We start from the raw sequence: 15122 nt of genomic DNA on the forward strand, positions 1-15122 counted from the left end.
CGCATTCGCGGGGGATCAGGCGACCCCTCGACGCGTCTGCCGCGAGCCGCAGCACTCCTTGAAAGGCTTGCCCGAGCCGCAAGGACACAGGTCGCGACTGCGCCGTTGCAAGCGACCGATCAAAGGCACCTTCACCGCCGATGGCAGCGCCGATGCCACGAAGGCCACCAGCTTCGCCGAAAAGCCCGGCACGACCAGGCGACGGCCGGATTTGAAACCGCGCCAAGAACGCTCGGCCACATAGTCCGAGCTGAGCTTTGGCAGGATCTTGAACAGTGCAGCCCGGCCCGCACCTGACCGCTCGAGAAATTCTGTCGACACCGGCCCGGGCGCAACGCAGGTAACCGTCACGCCGGTCGATCTGACTTCCTGATGAAGGGCCTCCGAGAAGGAGCGGACGAACGCCTTGCTGGCATAGTACAGCGCCATGTTCGGACCGGGCGTGAAACCGGCGATGGAGCCGAGATTGAGAACCCCGCCCCGTCCGCGTGCCACCATTCCCGGCAGGAAATGCAACGTCATATCCGTCAGGGCGCGGATGTTGAGGTCGACCATGCCGAGCTGGTCGGCGATCGGAAGCGTTGTCGCCGGACCGCGCAAACCATAGCCGGCGCTGTTGACCAGAACGTCGCAGGCCAAGCCGTTGGCCGTAAGGAAGTCCTGCAGTCGCGTCGAGGCGTCGCTTGCAAGAAGGTCGAGCGACAGGGTGAATGCTTGACCACCGGCCGTTTTCACATCGTTTGCAGCAGCAGCCAATCCGTCCAATGATCGCGCAACGAGGACGACGGTCGCACCTTCTCGGGCCGCCACCTTGGCAATTGCCCGGCCAATGCCGCGCGACGCCCCGACCACGACGACGGCGGGGCGCCATATTTCACGCTGTTCGTCGGTCATGACGCCGTCCCCGACACCGCCTCGCCCGGGATCGCATCACTTGACGCCATGCCTTTGACTTCATCGGCGATCGCCCCGTTCAGGATGCTCTCGAAGCGAACCAGGGCGCGGGCGACATTGGCGCCATCCATCACCCGATGGTCATAGTGGATGCGGACGGTGACAGTTCCGTCTTCGGAAATCGAGCCATAATTGAAAATAGTGGTCAGCGGCGTCAGGGGGTTCAACGATTCTGCTCCCAGGCCCGAATACACCGACAGCTGGAATGTGCCGAAGCGCCGCCCGCGCTGCCGTCCGAGGTTCAGCCCGAGCCACATCAGGAGCCAGCGGATCGGACTGGGCGCGCGCGCAAATTTCAGTGCCCTGCGGAACTGCTTGATCTCGTGAATCGGCTTTGATCTGGCTGCAAGAAACAACTCCTCGATCTCCGCAATCGGCCGATGCTCCGGATCCTTGATCGTGCTCAGCAGGACGATCCGCTCGCCCTCATGCTCGCGCTCATGGGCAACGGAGGCGATACTGACCGGATACTCGTAGAGCTGCGGCCGGGGTAATTTGATATAGGCGCGCCGCAGTTCCGGCACGTCCTGGCTGAGGAGCGCATAACCCTTCAGGAACAACACGGTCCAGGACGTCTTGCTCTCTTGCGCCATCCTCGCTTGTTGCAGCGGCGCAAGATTCATCTGCCGCTGCACCGTGACGCGCGGCACGCCGATCGAGAACCTCATGAGGTCTCCGACAAGACGTCGTGATGGCGAAAGCTTGATGGCGCGTCCCCGCATCATGCGTCCTCTAGTAGATGTAGGGGATAATTCGCTTCGTCCGGTCCATGTAGGCGCGGTACTCAGAGCCGAAAATCTCCAGCATCATGCGCTCCTCCTTGTCCACCCGCAAAAAGAAGAGAATTGCGAAGCCGATCACGCCAGCCAGCCCCACCACCCAGTTTGCCAGCAGAAACGCCTGACCGAGTGCCATGAGCAGAAAGGACGTATACATGGGGTGGCGGACGAGTGCGTAGGGGCCGTGGGAAATCAGCTCGTGCTTCTCGCGAATCTGCAGGGTGATCGACCAGTTGCGGCCGAGCGCCTTGTGCGTCCTGCGGAAGACCCACATGGCCGCGCAAAACAATATTGCGCCGAGGATCACCGCCCACGAATGCGCCGTATAGTCGGCAGCCGCCGGCATCCCCGTCGCGATATAGAAGCCGGGAATAAAGGCAAGTCCCAAGAGGGCGACGGAAAGACCTGCCGCTTCTACTCCCGAGCGACGGTCGCTGACCACCCTTGTTCGCCTCGCGCGACGTTCCGAAGGATAGCGAATTGCGTACCAGGCAATGATGCCAAGCACCCACACAATTTTGCCAATGAGAGCAACGCTCAATTCAGATCACCGGAACCCTTCGTCGATCATGCAGAAGCGATGGACCCGACGGGCTCGCTCCGCACTCACGTATTCATCTCTCGAAGCTTTGTAATGAACTCTTGCGGACGAAGCCAGATGCTGGGCGTCTTGTATCCCATGGAACGTGCGATCTCGCCGACGAAATTGTTGCAATTGTCGACCGTGGCCTGCCACAACTTCGATTTTGCCTGTAGCTGGCGAATGAAGGCGACAGTTTTATTGTACTCGGCCTGGGTGAGCAGGATGCGCCAGCTTGCCGAACGATAGGCTTCCTCAAGGTCTCCGTCTGTCGCCCCGGTTGTCGCAGGAACGGGAATGAAGTGCCCGAGAACGTAGGGCGCGGCGTCAGGAGAAGCGGGCGCAAGCCCGGCGACCTGCGGATTGATCATCCCGCCGGCATTGTTCAGGCGCCCGAAAACCGCATAGGTATGGCCATAGGTCAGCGCATAGCGTGAACGGAATTCGATGAAATACTGGCCTTCGCGCTGGCCAGCTTTACTGACTTGTGCGCCATTGGCGTCCGAGATGAACCTCGGTTGCGGTGGCTTGTCGTCCGATTGGCAGGAAGTGAGCGCGAGAGCGAAGAAAACGAGAAGAGATAGATGGCCTTTTGCAAGCGTCATAACTACGCGTCATCTCCAAGATCGAATGAGCACAGACACTCACGCAAAGATGCCAGCCTAGAGTTGCGCATCTGCGCGTAGGTGGCCTGGCTCCGACAACGATTTGGGGGAGGGGCCACACAAGTCCCTCCCCCTTATTCAAAGTCAGATGTTACTTGGTAATTGGGGCGGCCTCTACTGGCGGCGGGGCTTTGCCCTTGCCTTTACCGACTGCTCCGCAAGCGCTAAGGCTCGAAACGGAAAACAACGCAACAAGGCACATGATTAGGATTCTGCTCATCAAGTAGTCCTCTCCGTTAGCATGGAATAGGTTATCGAAGGCAACGATTCTACTAATAGCGGTAAAATAGCCACAAGCCAAGTGCAGAAAGGCCACACTGCGCCGCCGCGTCACGCAAGCGCCGCGCAATGCTAACAGACGGTGGCAATATCGATACAAAATGTAAGTATCATATGACCAAAACGCTGGTCCCAATGGGGGCGCGGCCATAGAGATGAATGATGTCTTCATTGGTCATGCGGATGCAACCATTCGACACCGCCTGCCCGATCAGCCACGGTTCGTTTGTTCCATGGATACGGAAATAGGTATCTTGCCCGCCGCGGTAGAGATAAAGCGCAGCCGCACCGAGAGGATTGTTTTCGCCTCCGGGAACACCGCCCGCGTACTGCGCCAGACGCGGCTTGCGCTCGATCATGCTCGCTGTTGGCGTCCACGACGGCCACTCGGCTTTCCGGCCAATAACAGCGCCTCCCTTCAGCGTGAGACCTTCCTCGCCGACAGCAACACCATAGCGTGTCGCCTGGCCATCAGCCTCGATGAAATAGAGATAGCGCTCGTAAGTGTTGACGACGAGGCTGCCTGGCGGCTCACTGCCCGAGTATGCAACCTCCCGCCGCCGGTAGCGGGAACTGACACGCGTCGACGAAAAAGGATTCCCTATCGGCCAACTCGCTGTGGTGCATCCAGAGGCCGTCAAGGCGACGAAGCCCAAGACAAGGCCACGGCGCGAAATATGGTCGTTATCCATTGTTACCTGCTAAGATTGCTGAGCCCTATTTCCTTCCTTTAGCATTCCGTTGTTTTCAGGCCAAGCCTCAACGCCACAGAGAATCCAAACCCTCCACAAACAGCATATGCGGGGCGTTGATCGGCAGGCCAACCCGTCCTTTCCGTACAGAAACCATCCTATCGTTGTATAAGTCCTTCATAACGGCATCGCTTTGGACGGCGCCTCTTGCGGGAACAAGCCCCGCAAAGCTAGGTTGGAACGGTTTCGCGCGCTGGCGCCAGCGCGCATCACAGGAATTTCGAGGAGGCTGCAGCTGCTCACGTTTGCAGTTGCCTGGTCGCAGGGAGCGATAGCAAGAAACGATGAATCTTGGTTTCGAAGGAAAAGTAGCGATTGTCACCGGCGCCGGTTCCGGCATCGGCGCGGCCATCTCCCGCCGATTGGCTGAGGAGGGTGCGCAGGTTGTCGTCGCAGATATCAATGCCGACGCAGCCGAGCGGGTTGCCGATGAAATTCGCGCGCAGGGAGGCCTATCGCACCATTTTGCCGTCGACGTTACCGATGCGGCGGCGGTGGAGAAGCTGATTGGAACGGTCGTTGAGACGTGCGGTGGTCTGCATCTCGCCGTCAACAATGCCGGCGTCGACGGCGTGCGCAAGGCAACCGGAGACTACCCGCTCGACAACTGGCACAAGCTGCTGGACGTCAACCTCAATAGCGTTTTCTACTGCATGAAATACGAGATCGGGGCGATGCTGGCTGGCGGCGGCGGTGCGATCGTCAACATGTCCTCCGTTCTCGGCGTCGTCGCCTTGCCGATTGCATGCGCCTATACGGCGGCCAAGCACGGCGTCGTGGGACTGACAAAAGCGGCCGCAATCGAATATGCGCGCTTCGGCATCCGCATCAATGCGGTTGGGCCTGGCTGGATCGAAACGCCGCTTTCGTCAGAGCATCGCGATATTGCAAGCAGCCGACGCATGGAGGCGCTGCAGCCGATGGGTAGGCGCGGCACGCCGGAGGAAGTGGCAGCACTCGCCTGCTTCCTATTGTCCGAGCAGGCGAGCTTCATCACCGGCAGCTACCATCTCGTCGATGGAGCCTATAGCGCGCATTAGCTTAATTCACATCGTCGGGCAGAACAGGTAGGGCGGCAATCTCGATGCCTTCGTCCAGAAGCGCCTGTGCCTCATCGGCCGTGGTCTGCCCGATGATCCCGCGGGCGTCGCTCTCGCCGTAGTGGATCTTGCGCGCTTCCTCGGGAAACCGCGTTCCGACATCCTGGGAATTGGCCTTGATCGCCGCGACGGCCCCTTTCAGCTTCTGGAACGCCTCCCGACGCATCGTATCCATCGCGAGCGTCTGCATCTCATCCTTCCTGCGCGCGGTTGAAACGGAAGGCGCCATCAGAAGCTTGGAGACGGACGCGGAATTGCAGACGGGACAAACTAAAAAGCCTGATGCGACCTGGCGATCGAAGTCGGCACTTTCAGAAAACCAGCCTTCGAATTCGTGGGCATTTTCACAATGCAGCGAATAACGGATCAAGCGGCCACGCCTCCTGCGACTGCCCCTGCAACCCTCTCGATTGAGAAATCACGACCGTTTTTCAGGTTCGGAATCTTGTCATGGGCGGCCTTGACGGCTGCGGGATCAATCTCGGCGAGGATGACGGCTTCGTCAGTCGGGCCGGCCGAAGCCAGCACACGGCCCCACGGATCGATGATCATCGAATGTCCGAACGTCTCACGCCCGTCCTCGTGACGGCCGGCCTGGGCAGCGGCGATCACAAAAACGCCGTTCTCGATTGCGCGCGCCCGCAGCAGGATTTCCCAATGTGCTTCGCCGGTCTGCTTCGTGAAGGCAGCCGGCACTGTCATCACTTCGGCCCCTGCCACAGCCTGGGCGCGGAAAAGTGCAGGGAAGCGAACATCATAACAGATGGCAAAGCCCACTTCAGCAAAGGGAAGCGACAATACGCGCGCCTCTGATCCTGGACGGTAAGCCGCGCTTTCACGCCAGCTCTCGCCATTGTCGAGATCGACATCGAACATGTGGATCTTGTCGTAGCGATTGAGGATCTTGCCGTCGGGACCGAAGAGATAGCCACGATTGGCGAGCTTACCGTCATTCAGCGCGATTGCGGTCGACCCCACGTGCATGAAGATGCCCAGATCCCGCGCCAGCTCCGAACCAGTACGAACGATGACATCGTTGGCCTCATCGCGCAGCAGCGCCTTGGCAGCCGCCCGATCGCGCTGCAGCATGCCGGTCATTTCGGGAGTCTGGACATAGGTCGCGCCCTTTCCCGCAGCCTCGCGAACCAGGCGTGCCATTGCGGCCGCGTTCCTCTCGGGATCGACGCCGGAACACATCTGGATGACGGCAGCTCTAAACGTCATCGCTCTTCCTTACACGGCAAGCAGAGGATCGAGCTCGCCGGCCCGATCGAGCGCATAGAGATCATCGCATCCGCCGACATGCTGCTCGCCGATGAAGATCTGGGGGAACGTCGTTCGGCCGTTCGACTTGCCGATCATCTCCTGGCGAAGCTCAGGAACAAAGGTCGCATCGTGCTCGACGAATTCGACGCCCTTTTCGGACAGCAGCGACTTGGCGCGCACGCAATAACCGCAGGCTTGGCGCGTGTAGATGGTGACGGGTGCCATGAGAACTCCAGACAAATTCAAGTTATCTTTTCGTCATATAGTTTCTGAAAGAGCCCTTGCAAAGGTCAAAACCGTGATGTCCTGCGCCCCGCTTTGCGAAGCACCCTGGCTGCCGCAGCAACCGTGGCACCGGTTGTGTAGACATCGTCGACGAGGACAAGCCGCTTGCCAAAGACGTCGTTATCCCGCTCCTTGCCGATGGCGAAAACACCGCGAACATTCTCCTCGCGCGCCTTTGCGCCGAGCTCCACCTGCGGGCGGGTGCGCTTGATGCAGCAGCGTTGCAGGCAGAAGCGCCTTTCCGGATTGCTGCGCCCCCTCGGCCTCGTCGGGAAAGATTAGCGCGTTTCGCCTCTGAGGAAAATCGCCTTGCGGCGGCGCTCCGGCGGGACTATGCAACGCACCATGGATATCATCTTCGACCAGGCTCGGATCGCGACAAACCGACATCGCGCGCTTCTCAACCACGACCCGAAGGCGACCTTCCTCCTCGATATCGCCGCAGAAGAACTCGGCGAGCGCCTCGGCGTGGTCGAACGGACCTTCGAGCACGCAGTCGAACTGCACGGTACTACGGGCGCGGCGGCCCACGCGGCGATCACGACCGGCAAGATCGGACGACTGACGCGGGTCGAGAGCGAACGAGCTTATACGAAGGCGGAGGAGGCCTTTATCGAGGCCGCGCTGGAAGAGGTTCCCCTGGAGCCGCAGTCCGCCAACCTCGTGTTGGCGCCGCTCAACCTCCACCTGACCAACGATACGCCCGGCGTTTTCATCCAGATCCGCCGCGCCCTCAAGCCAGATGGGCTCTTTCTTGCCGCGATTCCTGGGGCAGGCACGTTGCAGGAGTTGCGGGAAGTGCTGCTAGCGACAGAAATCGAGATGACCGGGGGCGCGAGTCCACGAGTCATCCCTTTCGCCGACGTGCGCGATGTCGGTGGCCTAATGCAGCGCGCTGGCTTCGCCCTGCCCGTAATCGACGCCGAAACCTATACGGTGCGCTACGACTCCATCTTTCCGCTAATGAAGGACTTGCGGGCAATGGGCATGACCAACCCGCTCGTCGCACGCAGCCGCAAGCCTCTGACACGCGCCTTCTTCCTACGGGCGGCTGAAATCTACGCCGAACGCTATGCCGATCCGGACGGCCGGATCAGAGCAACCTTCTCGATCATCTATGTCTCGGGATGGGCACCGCACGAAAGCCAGCAAAAACCTCTTCGCCCGGGATCGGCGAAGGTCAGGCTCGCGGATGCGCTGAAGGTCGAGGAACACAAGCTGAAGCAGTAGGTGTCCGCTTCTTTTAGTTTGGTACGGCCATATTGTTGCTGATGCCGAGAAGCACGTTGGCGAGGTTGCCACTCAGCGCTCCGAATCCAGCGATCATACCGACCGCGACCAGTGCCGCAATCAGGCCGTATTCAATTGCGGTTGCGCCACGGCCGTCCACCAGAAATGCCCTTACTACTCGCATGCCCACCTCGGCGCTAGAGCGACAGTCGTCAAGCGTTGCGGCTGCCGCTGCAGCAACGCCAGTGTCAGCAGCCGACCCCGCCTCCGTAGCCCTGAACCACGCAAACGGAACCTGGCGTCTCCTGAAGGACGCTGCGGCGGATCGTATAGCGCTTGCCGCTCTCGGTCTTCGGAATCGAGCCCGTCGTAATCGTATCGAATTCGGACGGTGCGCTCGCGAAGACGCTCGACTTGGACTTGTCGGCAAGCATCGGCGTCAAGATCAAAGTCAAGGCAACAACAGCCGTGCCAAACAGCAGCGCGATGTTTAGCACTCCCGTTCTGCTCGAGGCGGTCGAGGCCCGTTCTTTCTCTCTCACAGCTTTCCAGAAATCGTCGTCCATGCGTCAAGCCTTCCACACACACGCCAGTTGCTTGATTGAGGCCGATATTTGGCAGAAGGTGTTAAACGATCGATTAATATCCACACCCAAATTGGACGCTTGCCGGATAATAATCAGACATTTCTAAAGTAGATCCTGCAATATCGGAATGAGCGGCTCGTCGGCAGGCGGCATCGGGTAGTCGCGCAGAGCCTGCGGCTTCACCCATTTCAACGCCTGCCCTTCTTTCCCGTGCGCAATTCCCTCATAGCGCCGGCAGACATAGAGCGGCATCAGAAGATGGAACTTCTCGTAGGTGTGGCTCGCGAAGCTCAGCGGCGCCAGACAGGCGACCTTCGTCGTGATCCCGAGCTCCTCATGAAGCTCTCGCACCAGCGATTCCTCCGGTGTCTCGCCCGGCTCAACCTTACCGCCGGGAAACTCCCAAAGTCCGGCAAGCGACTTTCCCTCGGGACGCTGCGCCAGCAAAATGCGCCCGTCGGAATCGATCAGGGCGCAAGCGGCAACAAGCAGAATGCTTCGGGCTGTCTCGCTCATCGCGACGGCTCCAGTCGCCAATAGGAATAGCGGTAGGCCTCATGGAAGCCGAACCGTTCGTAGAGCGCCAAAGCCGGAGCATTCGTCGCCTTCACCTGCAACCAGGCGGAACGGGCGCTGCGCATCCTGGCCCAGCGCAGGGCGGAGGTCAGGATTTCGATGCCAAGTCCTTCGCGACGACGTTCCTTGGCGACGGAAAGCGACATGATGCCGGCGAGGTCATTGTCCTGAACGCAAAGGACGGTCGCCAGCGGCCCGGTCTGCGCGTCCTCAATCATGAAGAGACCCGATGGCGGCTTGATCGCATTGATGATCTCGGCGAGTGCCGGCTTCAGTTTGGACGACACGCCGTCGGTTGCCAGGTTGGCATCCACGAAACGGCCGATATCGTGCGTCGGCAGGTGGTCAAGCGTATCCGGCAGCTCCGCATGGGCAAGATCGCAGGTCATGACGATCGTCTCGTCGAATGATGCCCACTGCTGCTTCCGGATGAGATCGATCAACACCGGCGAGGCGAGCGGCGTCTGACGCAGGACCGCCGGGCGGCCATAGGCTTCGAACTTGCGGCTTGCCTTGGCAAGGCGAATCTCGACATCGCGGTGGTCCGAGGGATCGAGCGGCACGATCGAGTTCAGCCGGTTGGACGGGTGACCCGCGGTCAGTCGTACCTGCCAACTGCCGTCATACTGCACGGACGAGGCCGGCCAGGCTCGGAAGCCGACGGCCTCCAGCCTGCGCACGAGCGGCAGATTCGCATTGTTGGGAAATGTTTCAGTCAATGAAAGGTCAGCTCCGGTAGTCACCGTTGATGGCGACATACTCCTTTGTAAGGTCGCACGTCCAGACCGTAGCGGTGCCGTTTCCGAGACCAATGTCCACCTTCACAGGAATATCCTGCTTTCTCATCACGTTGGTCGCAGCGTCCTCGGAATAGCCGGCGTCGCGTTCGCCGTTGACAGCAACACGCACATCGCCGAACCAGATCGCCAGCCGGTCGCGATCGGCCATTTCACCCGATTTTCCGACGGCCATGACGATGCGGCCCCAGTTGGCATCCTCGCCGGCGGCGGCAGTCTTAACGAGCGGCGAATTGGCGATCGAGAGCGCGATCTTCTTGGCCGCGGCGTCGCTTTCGGCACCTGTCACGGTGATCTCGAGCATCTTGGTTGCGCCTTCGCCGTCGCGCACAACCTGCAGCGCAAGATCCTTGAGAAGATCGTTAAGGGCAGCACGGAAGGAGGCAAGGCGCGCGTCGTCGGCGCTCTCAATACGGGTCTGGCCGTCTTCGGCGGCCGCGCCCGTAGCAAACAGCATCAGCGTGTCGGAAGTCGAGGTGTCGCTGTCGACCGTCATCGAATTGAAGGTCGGATCGACGCCCGCGGACAGGAGCGACTGCAGCGCAGCCGGCGCGATATCCGCGTCGGTGACGACGAACGAGAGCATCGTCGCCATATCAGGCGCAATCATGCCGGCGCCCTTGGCGATGCCGTTGACCGCCACCTTCACGCCGCCGATCTCCGCGCTGCGGGTCGCAACCTTCGGATAGGTGTCGGTCGTCATGATCGCCTTGGCTGCCTCGAACCAGAAGTCGCCGGTCGCATCCTTGTGCATCTGCTCAAGAACGCCAGAGAATTTCGTTGCGTCCAGCGGTTCGCCGATGACGCCGGTGGAAGCGAGGTAAACTTCGTTCTCGCCGCAGCCCACAGCGCTAGCAGCGGACTTTGCCGTCAGGGCCGTCGCCTGGCGGCCCTTCAGGCCGGTGAATGCATTGGCATTGCCGGAATTGACGACAACGGCGCGTGCGGCGCCATGCGGCAGGTTTGCGCGGCAGAAGTCGACGGGTGCCGACGGGCACTTCGAGCGGGTAAAGACGCCGGCGACTGCGGCCGGCTTGTCGAACACCATCATCAGCACGTCGGTGCGGTTCTTGTACTTGATGCCCGCTGAAGCGGTGGCCATGCGCACACCGCGCAGCGCCGGCATGGAGGCATAGGATTGCGGAGCGAGCGGAGAGATGGAACCGGACATGGCGATCGACCTGGTGGCTGGAAGGATTTCCGGGCGAAGTATAAGCCGGCTTGCCCTGCGGAAATACGACAACGATTATAGTGAAGGGCCCGGAAGAACCGGGCCCTGCATTCTAGATTACTGCTGCGGCTGCGCGGGGGGCTCATCGCCCGGCTGCGGCTGCTTGTTGGCATCCTCGTAGCCCTTGCGCAGCGCCTCGTCGGTGATCTCGACCTTGGACTTTTCCTTGGCGGCAGCAAGAAGCGCGAGATACTTGTCACGCATGACGAGCTGGCGAACCTGGTCCTTGACCTGGTCGAAGGCCGGCGGAGGAGCGTCGCGCTTATCCTCGACCAGGATCACGTGGTAACCGAAATCCGTCTTTATAGGGGTCTTGGTGTAGGTGCCCTTCTCAAGTGCGAAGGCAGCCTCTTCGAATTCCTTGACCATGCGGCCCTTGGTGAAATAGCCGAGATCGCCGCCATCGGCCTTGTTCGGATCGGTGGACTTTTCCTTCGCCAAGTCCGCGAAGTTCTTGCCGGCGTCGAGCTGCTTGATGACGTCCTTGGCCTCGTCCTCGGTCTTCACCAGGATATGGCGGGCGTGCACTTCTTCCTGCTTCGGCAGGGCTGCGACTTCCTTGTCGTAGCGCGCCTTGACTTCCTCATCGGTGACCGTATCGACGACATGCTTCTTGAAATAAGCATTGTGCAGTTCGCGATCAGCGAGATACTGCACGCGCTTCTTGAATTCGGCGGTCTGGTCGAGCTTTTCGGCAATCGCGTCCTGCGCTAGCAGCTTGACGTCAATGGCGGCGGACAGGGCGGCGACCTTCTTCTGCCCCTCCGGCAGCTGCGCGAGCTGCGGGTCGAGATTGGCGACGGCCAGATCGAGATCAGACTGATGAATCTCGACATCGCCGACCTTGGCAACGACGGCATCCGGCTTGTCTTCCGCATAGACCGGCGCCTGAAACGCAACGAAGGTTGCGAACGCCATCACAGCGATTTTGTTGTAGTTCAACATCAAATAACCCTTCACAGTTAAACCCACCGGCTTCAACGTCGTGAATCCAGCCTGAAACAGCCATCAACACCGGAATGTGGCCTTTCTATATCAGCCAAATCCGTTGACATCATTCGACCCCCCTCTTATCTGTCACGCAACCTCGCGTCCAGAAAAGTTTCCTGGCGTTTCGAGACGTGTGCCTGAAATTCGGCCGGGCCACGGATAAGAAAAGCCGGGGAAGAAATATTGAGAAAGGACCAGTCATATGGTCAGCTTTGGCGGTATAGCCCGCAAAATATTTGGCTCTGCCAATGATCGCCGCGTGCGGTCCTTCCAGCCGAACGTCGCCGCCATCAATGCCATCGAAGAAAAGACGAAGGCCCTGAGCGACGAGCAGCTGGCTGCGCAGACGGTCGAATTCCGCAAGATGCTTGCAGACGGCAAGACGCTGGACGACATCCTCGTTCCGGCCTTTGCGGTCGTGCGCGAGGCTTCGCGCCGCGTCCTCGGCATGCGACCTTTTGACGTACAGCTGATCGGCGGCATGATCCTCAATGACGGCGCCATCGCCGAGATGAAGACCGGTGAAGGTAAGACGCTCGTCGCCACGCTGCCTGTCTATCTCAACGCACTCGCTGGCAAAGGCGTGCATGTCGTCACCGTGAACGACTACCTCGCCCGCCGCGACGCGGCGACGATGGGCAAGATCTATGGCTTCCTCGGCCTGACCACGGGCGTCATCGTCCACGGTCTCTCGGACGAAGAGCGCGCGGCCGCCTATAATTGCGACATCACCTACGCGACCAACAACGAGCTCGGCTTCGATTATCTGCGCGATAACATGAAGTACGAGAAGAACCAGATGGTCCAGCGCGGCCACAATTTCGCGATCGTCGACGAAGTGGACTCGATCCTCGTCGACGAAGCGCGCACGCCGCTGATCATCTCGGGGCCGCTCGACGACCGCTCCGATCTCTACAACACGATCGACGCCTATATTCCGCTTCTGTCGGAAGGCGACTACGAGATCGACGAGAAGCAGCGCTCGGCCAACTTCTCCGAGGAAGGCACGGAAAAGCTGGAGAACCTGCTGCGTCAGGCCGGCCTGTTGAAGGGCCAGTCGCTCTACGATATCGAAAACGTTGCGATCGTCCATCACGTCAACAACGCGCTCAAGGCCCACAAGCTGTTCCAGCGCGACAAGGACTACATCGTCCGCAACGACGAGATCGTCATCATCGACGAATTTACCGGTCGCATGATGCCGGGCCGCCGTTATTCTGAAGGCCAGCACCAGGCGCTGGAAGCCAAGGAAAACGTGCAGATCCAGCCGGAAAACCAGACGTTGGCGCAGATCACCTTCCAGAACTATTTCCGCATGTACGCCAAGCTCGCCGGCATGACCGGCACGGCGCAGACGGAAGCTGAAGAATTCGGCAACATCTACGGCCTCGACGTCATCGAGGTGCCGACCAACCTTCCGATCCAGCGTGCCGACGAGGACGACGAGGTCTATCGGACGTTCGAGGAGAAGTACAAGGCGATCATCGCCGAGATCGCAGACGCGCAGAAGCGCGGCCAGCCCGTTCTCGTCGGTACCACCTCGATCGAAAAGTCCGAACTTCTCGCCGACATGATGCGCAAGCAGGGCTTCAAGGACTTCCAGGTCCTGAACGCCCGCTACCACGAGCAGGAAGCCTACATCGTCGCCCAGGCCGGCGTGCCGGGCGCCGTGACGATCGCCACCAACATGGCAGGCCGCGGTACCGACATCCAGCTCGGCGGCAACCTCGACATGCGTGTCGAGCGTGAACTGGCAGAGGTCGAGCCCGGTCCCGATCGCGACGCGAAGACCGAGGCAATCCGCGAAGAGATCAAGCAGCTCAAGGACAAGGCGATCGCGGCCGGCGGTCTCTACGTCATCGCCACTGAACGCCACGAAAGCCGCCGCATCGACAACCAGCTGCGCGGCCGTTCCGGCCGTCAGGGCGACCCCGGCCGCTCGAAGTTCTACCTGTCGCTTCAGGATGACCTGATGCGCATCTTCGGCTCCGACCGCATGGACGGCATGCTGCAGAAGCTCGGTCTCAAGGAAGGCGAAGCCATCGTCCATCCCTGGATCAACAAGGCTCTGGAGCGCGCACAGAAGAAGGTCGAAGCCCGCAACTTCGACATCCGCAAAAACTTGCTCAAGTACGACGACGTTCTGAACGACCAGCGCAAGGTGATCTTCGAACAGCGCCTCGAGCTGATGGAATCGCCCAATATTTCCGAGACGGTCTCCGACATGCGCCGCGAGGTGATCGAAGACTTGGTCGAGAAGCATATCCCCGAGCGCGCCTATGCTGAACAGTGGGATGCGGCTGGCCTGAAGGAACGGACGGCTGCTCTGCTCAATCTCGATCTGCCGGTCGAGGACTGGGTCAAGGAAGAAGGCATTGGCGAGGACAACATTCGCGAGCGCCTGACGGAGGCTTCAAATGCGGCCTTCACCGAGAAGGCGGAGCGCTTCGGTCCCGATATCATGAACTACGTCGAGCGCTCGATCGTGATGCAGACGCTCGACCACCTGTGGCGCGAGCATATCGTCAACCTCGACCACCTGCGCTCCGTTATTGGTTTCCGTGGCTACGCGCAGCGCGATCCGCTGCAGGAATACAAGTCGGAAGCATTCGAGCTCTTCACCTCGCTGCTTAACAACCTGCGCGAGGCTGTGACCGCACAGATGATGCGCGTCGAGCTCGTGCAGCAGGCACCGGCCGAGCCGGAGCCGCCGTTCATGCAGGCGCACCATCTCGATCCGGATACCGGCGAAGACGATTTCGCGCCCGCCTACTTGGCCTCGGAAGTGGTTGTCGCCCCGGAAAACCGCAACCCGGCGGATCCGTCGAGCTGGGGCCATGTCGGCCGCAATGAGGCCTGCCCCTGTGGCTCCGGCAAGAAGTTCAAACACTGCCACGGTGCCTTCGCACAGGCTTGAGCCCGCAGTCAATGTATTGAAAATGCCGCCTTCGGGCGGCATTTTCTTTTGTGGATGCCGCACGCCGCGTTAATTCCCGGCCGCTTGCTACAACCGTTTCTTAACGCCGTTCTGGCAAGACTTCCGCTGCGATT

At 60.3% G+C, this 15122-nt stretch carries 18 protein-coding genes and 1 pseudogene; 3 read left to right on the forward strand and 16 right to left on the reverse strand.

From position 1 onward, the window contains the following. Positions 1-15 precede the first annotated feature (15 nt). The 6 genes from WGT02_RS19940 to WGT02_RS19965 all read right to left on the reverse strand — a co-directional run bounded on the left by WGT02_RS19940 (position 16) and on the right by WGT02_RS19965 (position 3949). The gene (locus WGT02_RS19940) at positions 16-894 is read right to left on the reverse strand and encodes an SDR family NAD(P)-dependent oxidoreductase (RefSeq protein WP_024317035.1); all 879 of its coding nucleotides are present in this window, start codon (positions 892-894) and stop codon (positions 16-18) included. Beyond that, a complete protein-coding gene (locus tag WGT02_RS19945; protein ID WP_024317034.1) occupies positions 891-1676 on the reverse strand; it encodes a hypothetical protein in 786 nt (261 codons plus the stop codon). Before WGT02_RS19945 ends, WGT02_RS19940 begins: the two co-directional genes overlap by 4 nt. A gap of 10 nt (positions 1677-1686) precedes the next feature. Then, positions 1687-2274 carry a protein-S-isoprenylcysteine O-methyltransferase gene (locus tag WGT02_RS19950; protein ID WP_208249606.1) on the reverse strand — a complete coding sequence of 196 codons (588 nt, stop codon included), beginning with the start codon at positions 2272-2274 and terminating at the stop codon, positions 1687-1689. A 65-nt stretch (positions 2275-2339) separates the two neighbouring features. Then, positions 2340-2918: a hypothetical protein gene (locus WGT02_RS19955; RefSeq protein ID WP_024317032.1), complete on the reverse strand. Its 579-nt coding sequence runs from the start codon at positions 2916-2918 to the stop codon at positions 2340-2342. 151 nt (positions 2919-3069) lie between these two features. Then, on the reverse strand, positions 3070-3198 hold the full coding sequence (locus WGT02_RS19960) for an ABC transporter (protein WP_081934870.1): 129 nt from the start codon (positions 3196-3198) through the stop codon (positions 3070-3072). A gap of 169 nt (positions 3199-3367) precedes the next feature. Continuing rightward, on the reverse strand, positions 3368-3949 hold the full coding sequence (locus WGT02_RS19965) for a L,D-transpeptidase (protein WP_024317031.1): 582 nt from the start codon (positions 3947-3949) through the stop codon (positions 3368-3370). A gap of 344 nt (positions 3950-4293) precedes the next feature. On the opposite strand from WGT02_RS19965, the gene WGT02_RS19970 reads away from it, so the two are divergent. Beyond that, complete coding sequence (locus WGT02_RS19970; RefSeq protein ID WP_024317030.1) at positions 4294-5049, forward strand: SDR family NAD(P)-dependent oxidoreductase; 756 nt, start codon at positions 4294-4296, stop codon at positions 5047-5049. Between the two features lies 1 nt (position 5050). Here WGT02_RS19970 and WGT02_RS19975 read toward each other — a convergent pair whose 3' ends face one another. The 4 genes and pseudogenes from WGT02_RS19975 to WGT02_RS19990 all read right to left on the reverse strand — a co-directional run. After that, complete coding sequence (locus WGT02_RS19975; RefSeq protein ID WP_024317029.1) at positions 5051-5479, reverse strand: DUF1178 family protein; 429 nt, start codon at positions 5477-5479, stop codon at positions 5051-5053. Next, positions 5476-6333: a carbon-nitrogen hydrolase family protein gene (locus WGT02_RS19980; RefSeq protein ID WP_024317028.1), complete on the reverse strand. Its 858-nt coding sequence runs from the start codon at positions 6331-6333 to the stop codon at positions 5476-5478. Before WGT02_RS19980 ends, WGT02_RS19975 begins: the two co-directional genes overlap by 4 nt. 9 nt (positions 6334-6342) lie before the next feature. Beyond that, positions 6343-6600, reverse strand: a complete 258-nt coding sequence (grxC, locus tag WGT02_RS19985) for a glutaredoxin 3 (RefSeq protein ID WP_072380883.1) — start codon at positions 6598-6600, stop codon at positions 6343-6345. A 33-nt stretch (positions 6601-6633) separates the two neighbouring features. Further along, positions 6634-6915 (reverse strand): annotated as a pseudogene (locus tag WGT02_RS19990) (ComF family protein); the annotation flags it as partial. Between the two features lie 90 nt (positions 6916-7005). Between WGT02_RS19990 and WGT02_RS19995 the strand changes: the two are divergent. Beyond that, complete coding sequence (locus tag WGT02_RS19995; RefSeq protein WP_024317026.1) at positions 7006-7890, forward strand: methyltransferase domain-containing protein; 885 nt, start codon at positions 7006-7008, stop codon at positions 7888-7890. Between the two features lie 13 nt (positions 7891-7903). On the opposite strand, the gene WGT02_RS20000 is transcribed toward WGT02_RS19995, so the two are convergent. From WGT02_RS20000 to WGT02_RS20025, 6 genes are all read right to left on the reverse strand, one after another. Further along, on the reverse strand, positions 7904-8074 hold the full coding sequence (locus WGT02_RS20000; RefSeq protein WP_024317025.1) for a Flp family type IVb pilin: 171 nt from the start codon (positions 8072-8074) through the stop codon (positions 7904-7906). A gap of 64 nt (positions 8075-8138) precedes the next feature. Continuing rightward, positions 8139-8456 (reverse strand): hypothetical protein, encoded by a 318-nt coding sequence (locus WGT02_RS20005; protein WP_024317024.1) that lies wholly within the window; start codon positions 8454-8456, stop codon positions 8139-8141. A 123-nt stretch (positions 8457-8579) separates the two neighbouring features. Continuing rightward, complete coding sequence (gene mutT / locus WGT02_RS20010) at positions 8580-8993, reverse strand: 8-oxo-dGTP diphosphatase MutT (protein WP_024317023.1); 414 nt, start codon at positions 8991-8993, stop codon at positions 8580-8582. Beyond that, entirely contained in the window at positions 8990-9811 is an 822-nt protein-coding gene (locus WGT02_RS20015; RefSeq protein WP_029710262.1) for an N-acetyltransferase, read from the reverse strand. The genes mutT and WGT02_RS20015 overlap by 4 nt, the downstream gene beginning before the upstream one ends. Beyond that, complete coding sequence (gene argJ, locus WGT02_RS20020) at positions 9780-11021, reverse strand: bifunctional glutamate N-acetyltransferase/amino-acid acetyltransferase ArgJ (protein ID WP_024317021.1); 1242 nt, start codon at positions 11019-11021, stop codon at positions 9780-9782. Before argJ ends, WGT02_RS20015 begins: the two co-directional genes overlap by 32 nt. A gap of 117 nt (positions 11022-11138) precedes the next feature. Then, positions 11139-12026, reverse strand: a complete 888-nt coding sequence (locus WGT02_RS20025) for a peptidylprolyl isomerase (protein ID WP_208249604.1) — start codon at positions 12024-12026, stop codon at positions 11139-11141. 247 nt (positions 12027-12273) lie between these two features. Between WGT02_RS20025 and secA the strand changes: the two genes are divergently transcribed. Then, positions 12274-14988, forward strand: a complete 2715-nt coding sequence (secA, locus tag WGT02_RS20030) for a preprotein translocase subunit SecA (RefSeq protein WP_024317019.1) — start codon at positions 12274-12276, stop codon at positions 14986-14988. Positions 14989-15122: the final 134 nt, after the last annotated feature.

The organism is Rhizobium sp. T1470 (assembly GCF_042140505.1).
Classification (GTDB): domain Bacteria; phylum Pseudomonadota; class Alphaproteobacteria; order Rhizobiales; family Rhizobiaceae; genus Rhizobium; species Rhizobium favelukesii.

Bases quoted from the DNA above. Each gene is read 5' to 3' on its own strand.
- WGT02_RS19995 (WP_024317026.1), top strand. From the start codon at position 7,006: ATGGATATCATCTTCGACCAGGCTCGGATCGCGACAAACCGACATCGC.
- grxC (WP_072380883.1), bottom strand. From the start codon at position 6,600: ATGGCACCCGTCACCATCTACACGCGCCAAGCCTGCGGTTATTGCGTG.
- WGT02_RS19955 (WP_024317032.1), bottom strand. From the start codon at position 2,918: ATGACGCTTGCAAAAGGCCATCTATCTCTTCTCGTTTTCTTCGCTCTC.
- WGT02_RS19945 (WP_024317034.1), bottom strand. From the start codon at position 1,676: ATGCGGGGACGCGCCATCAAGCTTTCGCCATCACGACGTCTTGTCGGA.
- WGT02_RS19940 (WP_024317035.1), bottom strand. From the start codon at position 894: ATGACCGACGAACAGCGTGAAATATGGCGCCCCGCCGTCGTCGTGGTC.
- WGT02_RS19970 (WP_024317030.1), top strand. From the start codon at position 4,294: ATGAATCTTGGTTTCGAAGGAAAAGTAGCGATTGTCACCGGCGCCGGT.
- WGT02_RS19965 (WP_024317031.1), bottom strand. From the start codon at position 3,949: ATGGATAACGACCATATTTCGCGCCGTGGCCTTGTCTTGGGCTTCGTC.
- WGT02_RS20005 (WP_024317024.1), bottom strand. From the start codon at position 8,456: ATGGACGACGATTTCTGGAAAGCTGTGAGAGAGAAAGAACGGGCCTCG.
- secA (WP_024317019.1), top strand. From the start codon at position 12,274: ATGGTCAGCTTTGGCGGTATAGCCCGCAAAATATTTGGCTCTGCCAAT.
- WGT02_RS20025 (WP_208249604.1), bottom strand. From the start codon at position 12,026: ATGTTGAACTACAACAAAATCGCTGTGATGGCGTTCGCAACCTTCGTT.
- WGT02_RS20015 (WP_029710262.1), bottom strand. From the start codon at position 9,811: ATGTCGCCATCAACGGTGACTACCGGAGCTGACCTTTCATTGACTGAA.
- WGT02_RS19960 (WP_081934870.1), bottom strand. From the start codon at position 3,198: ATGAGCAGAATCCTAATCATGTGCCTTGTTGCGTTGTTTTCCGTTTCG.
- argJ (WP_024317021.1), bottom strand. From the start codon at position 11,021: ATGTCCGGTTCCATCTCTCCGCTCGCTCCGCAATCCTATGCCTCCATG.
- WGT02_RS20000 (WP_024317025.1), bottom strand. From the start codon at position 8,074: ATGCGAGTAGTAAGGGCATTTCTGGTGGACGGCCGTGGCGCAACCGCA.
- WGT02_RS19980 (WP_024317028.1), bottom strand. From the start codon at position 6,333: ATGACGTTTAGAGCTGCCGTCATCCAGATGTGTTCCGGCGTCGATCCC.
- mutT (WP_024317023.1), bottom strand. From the start codon at position 8,993: ATGAGCGAGACAGCCCGAAGCATTCTGCTTGTTGCCGCTTGCGCCCTG.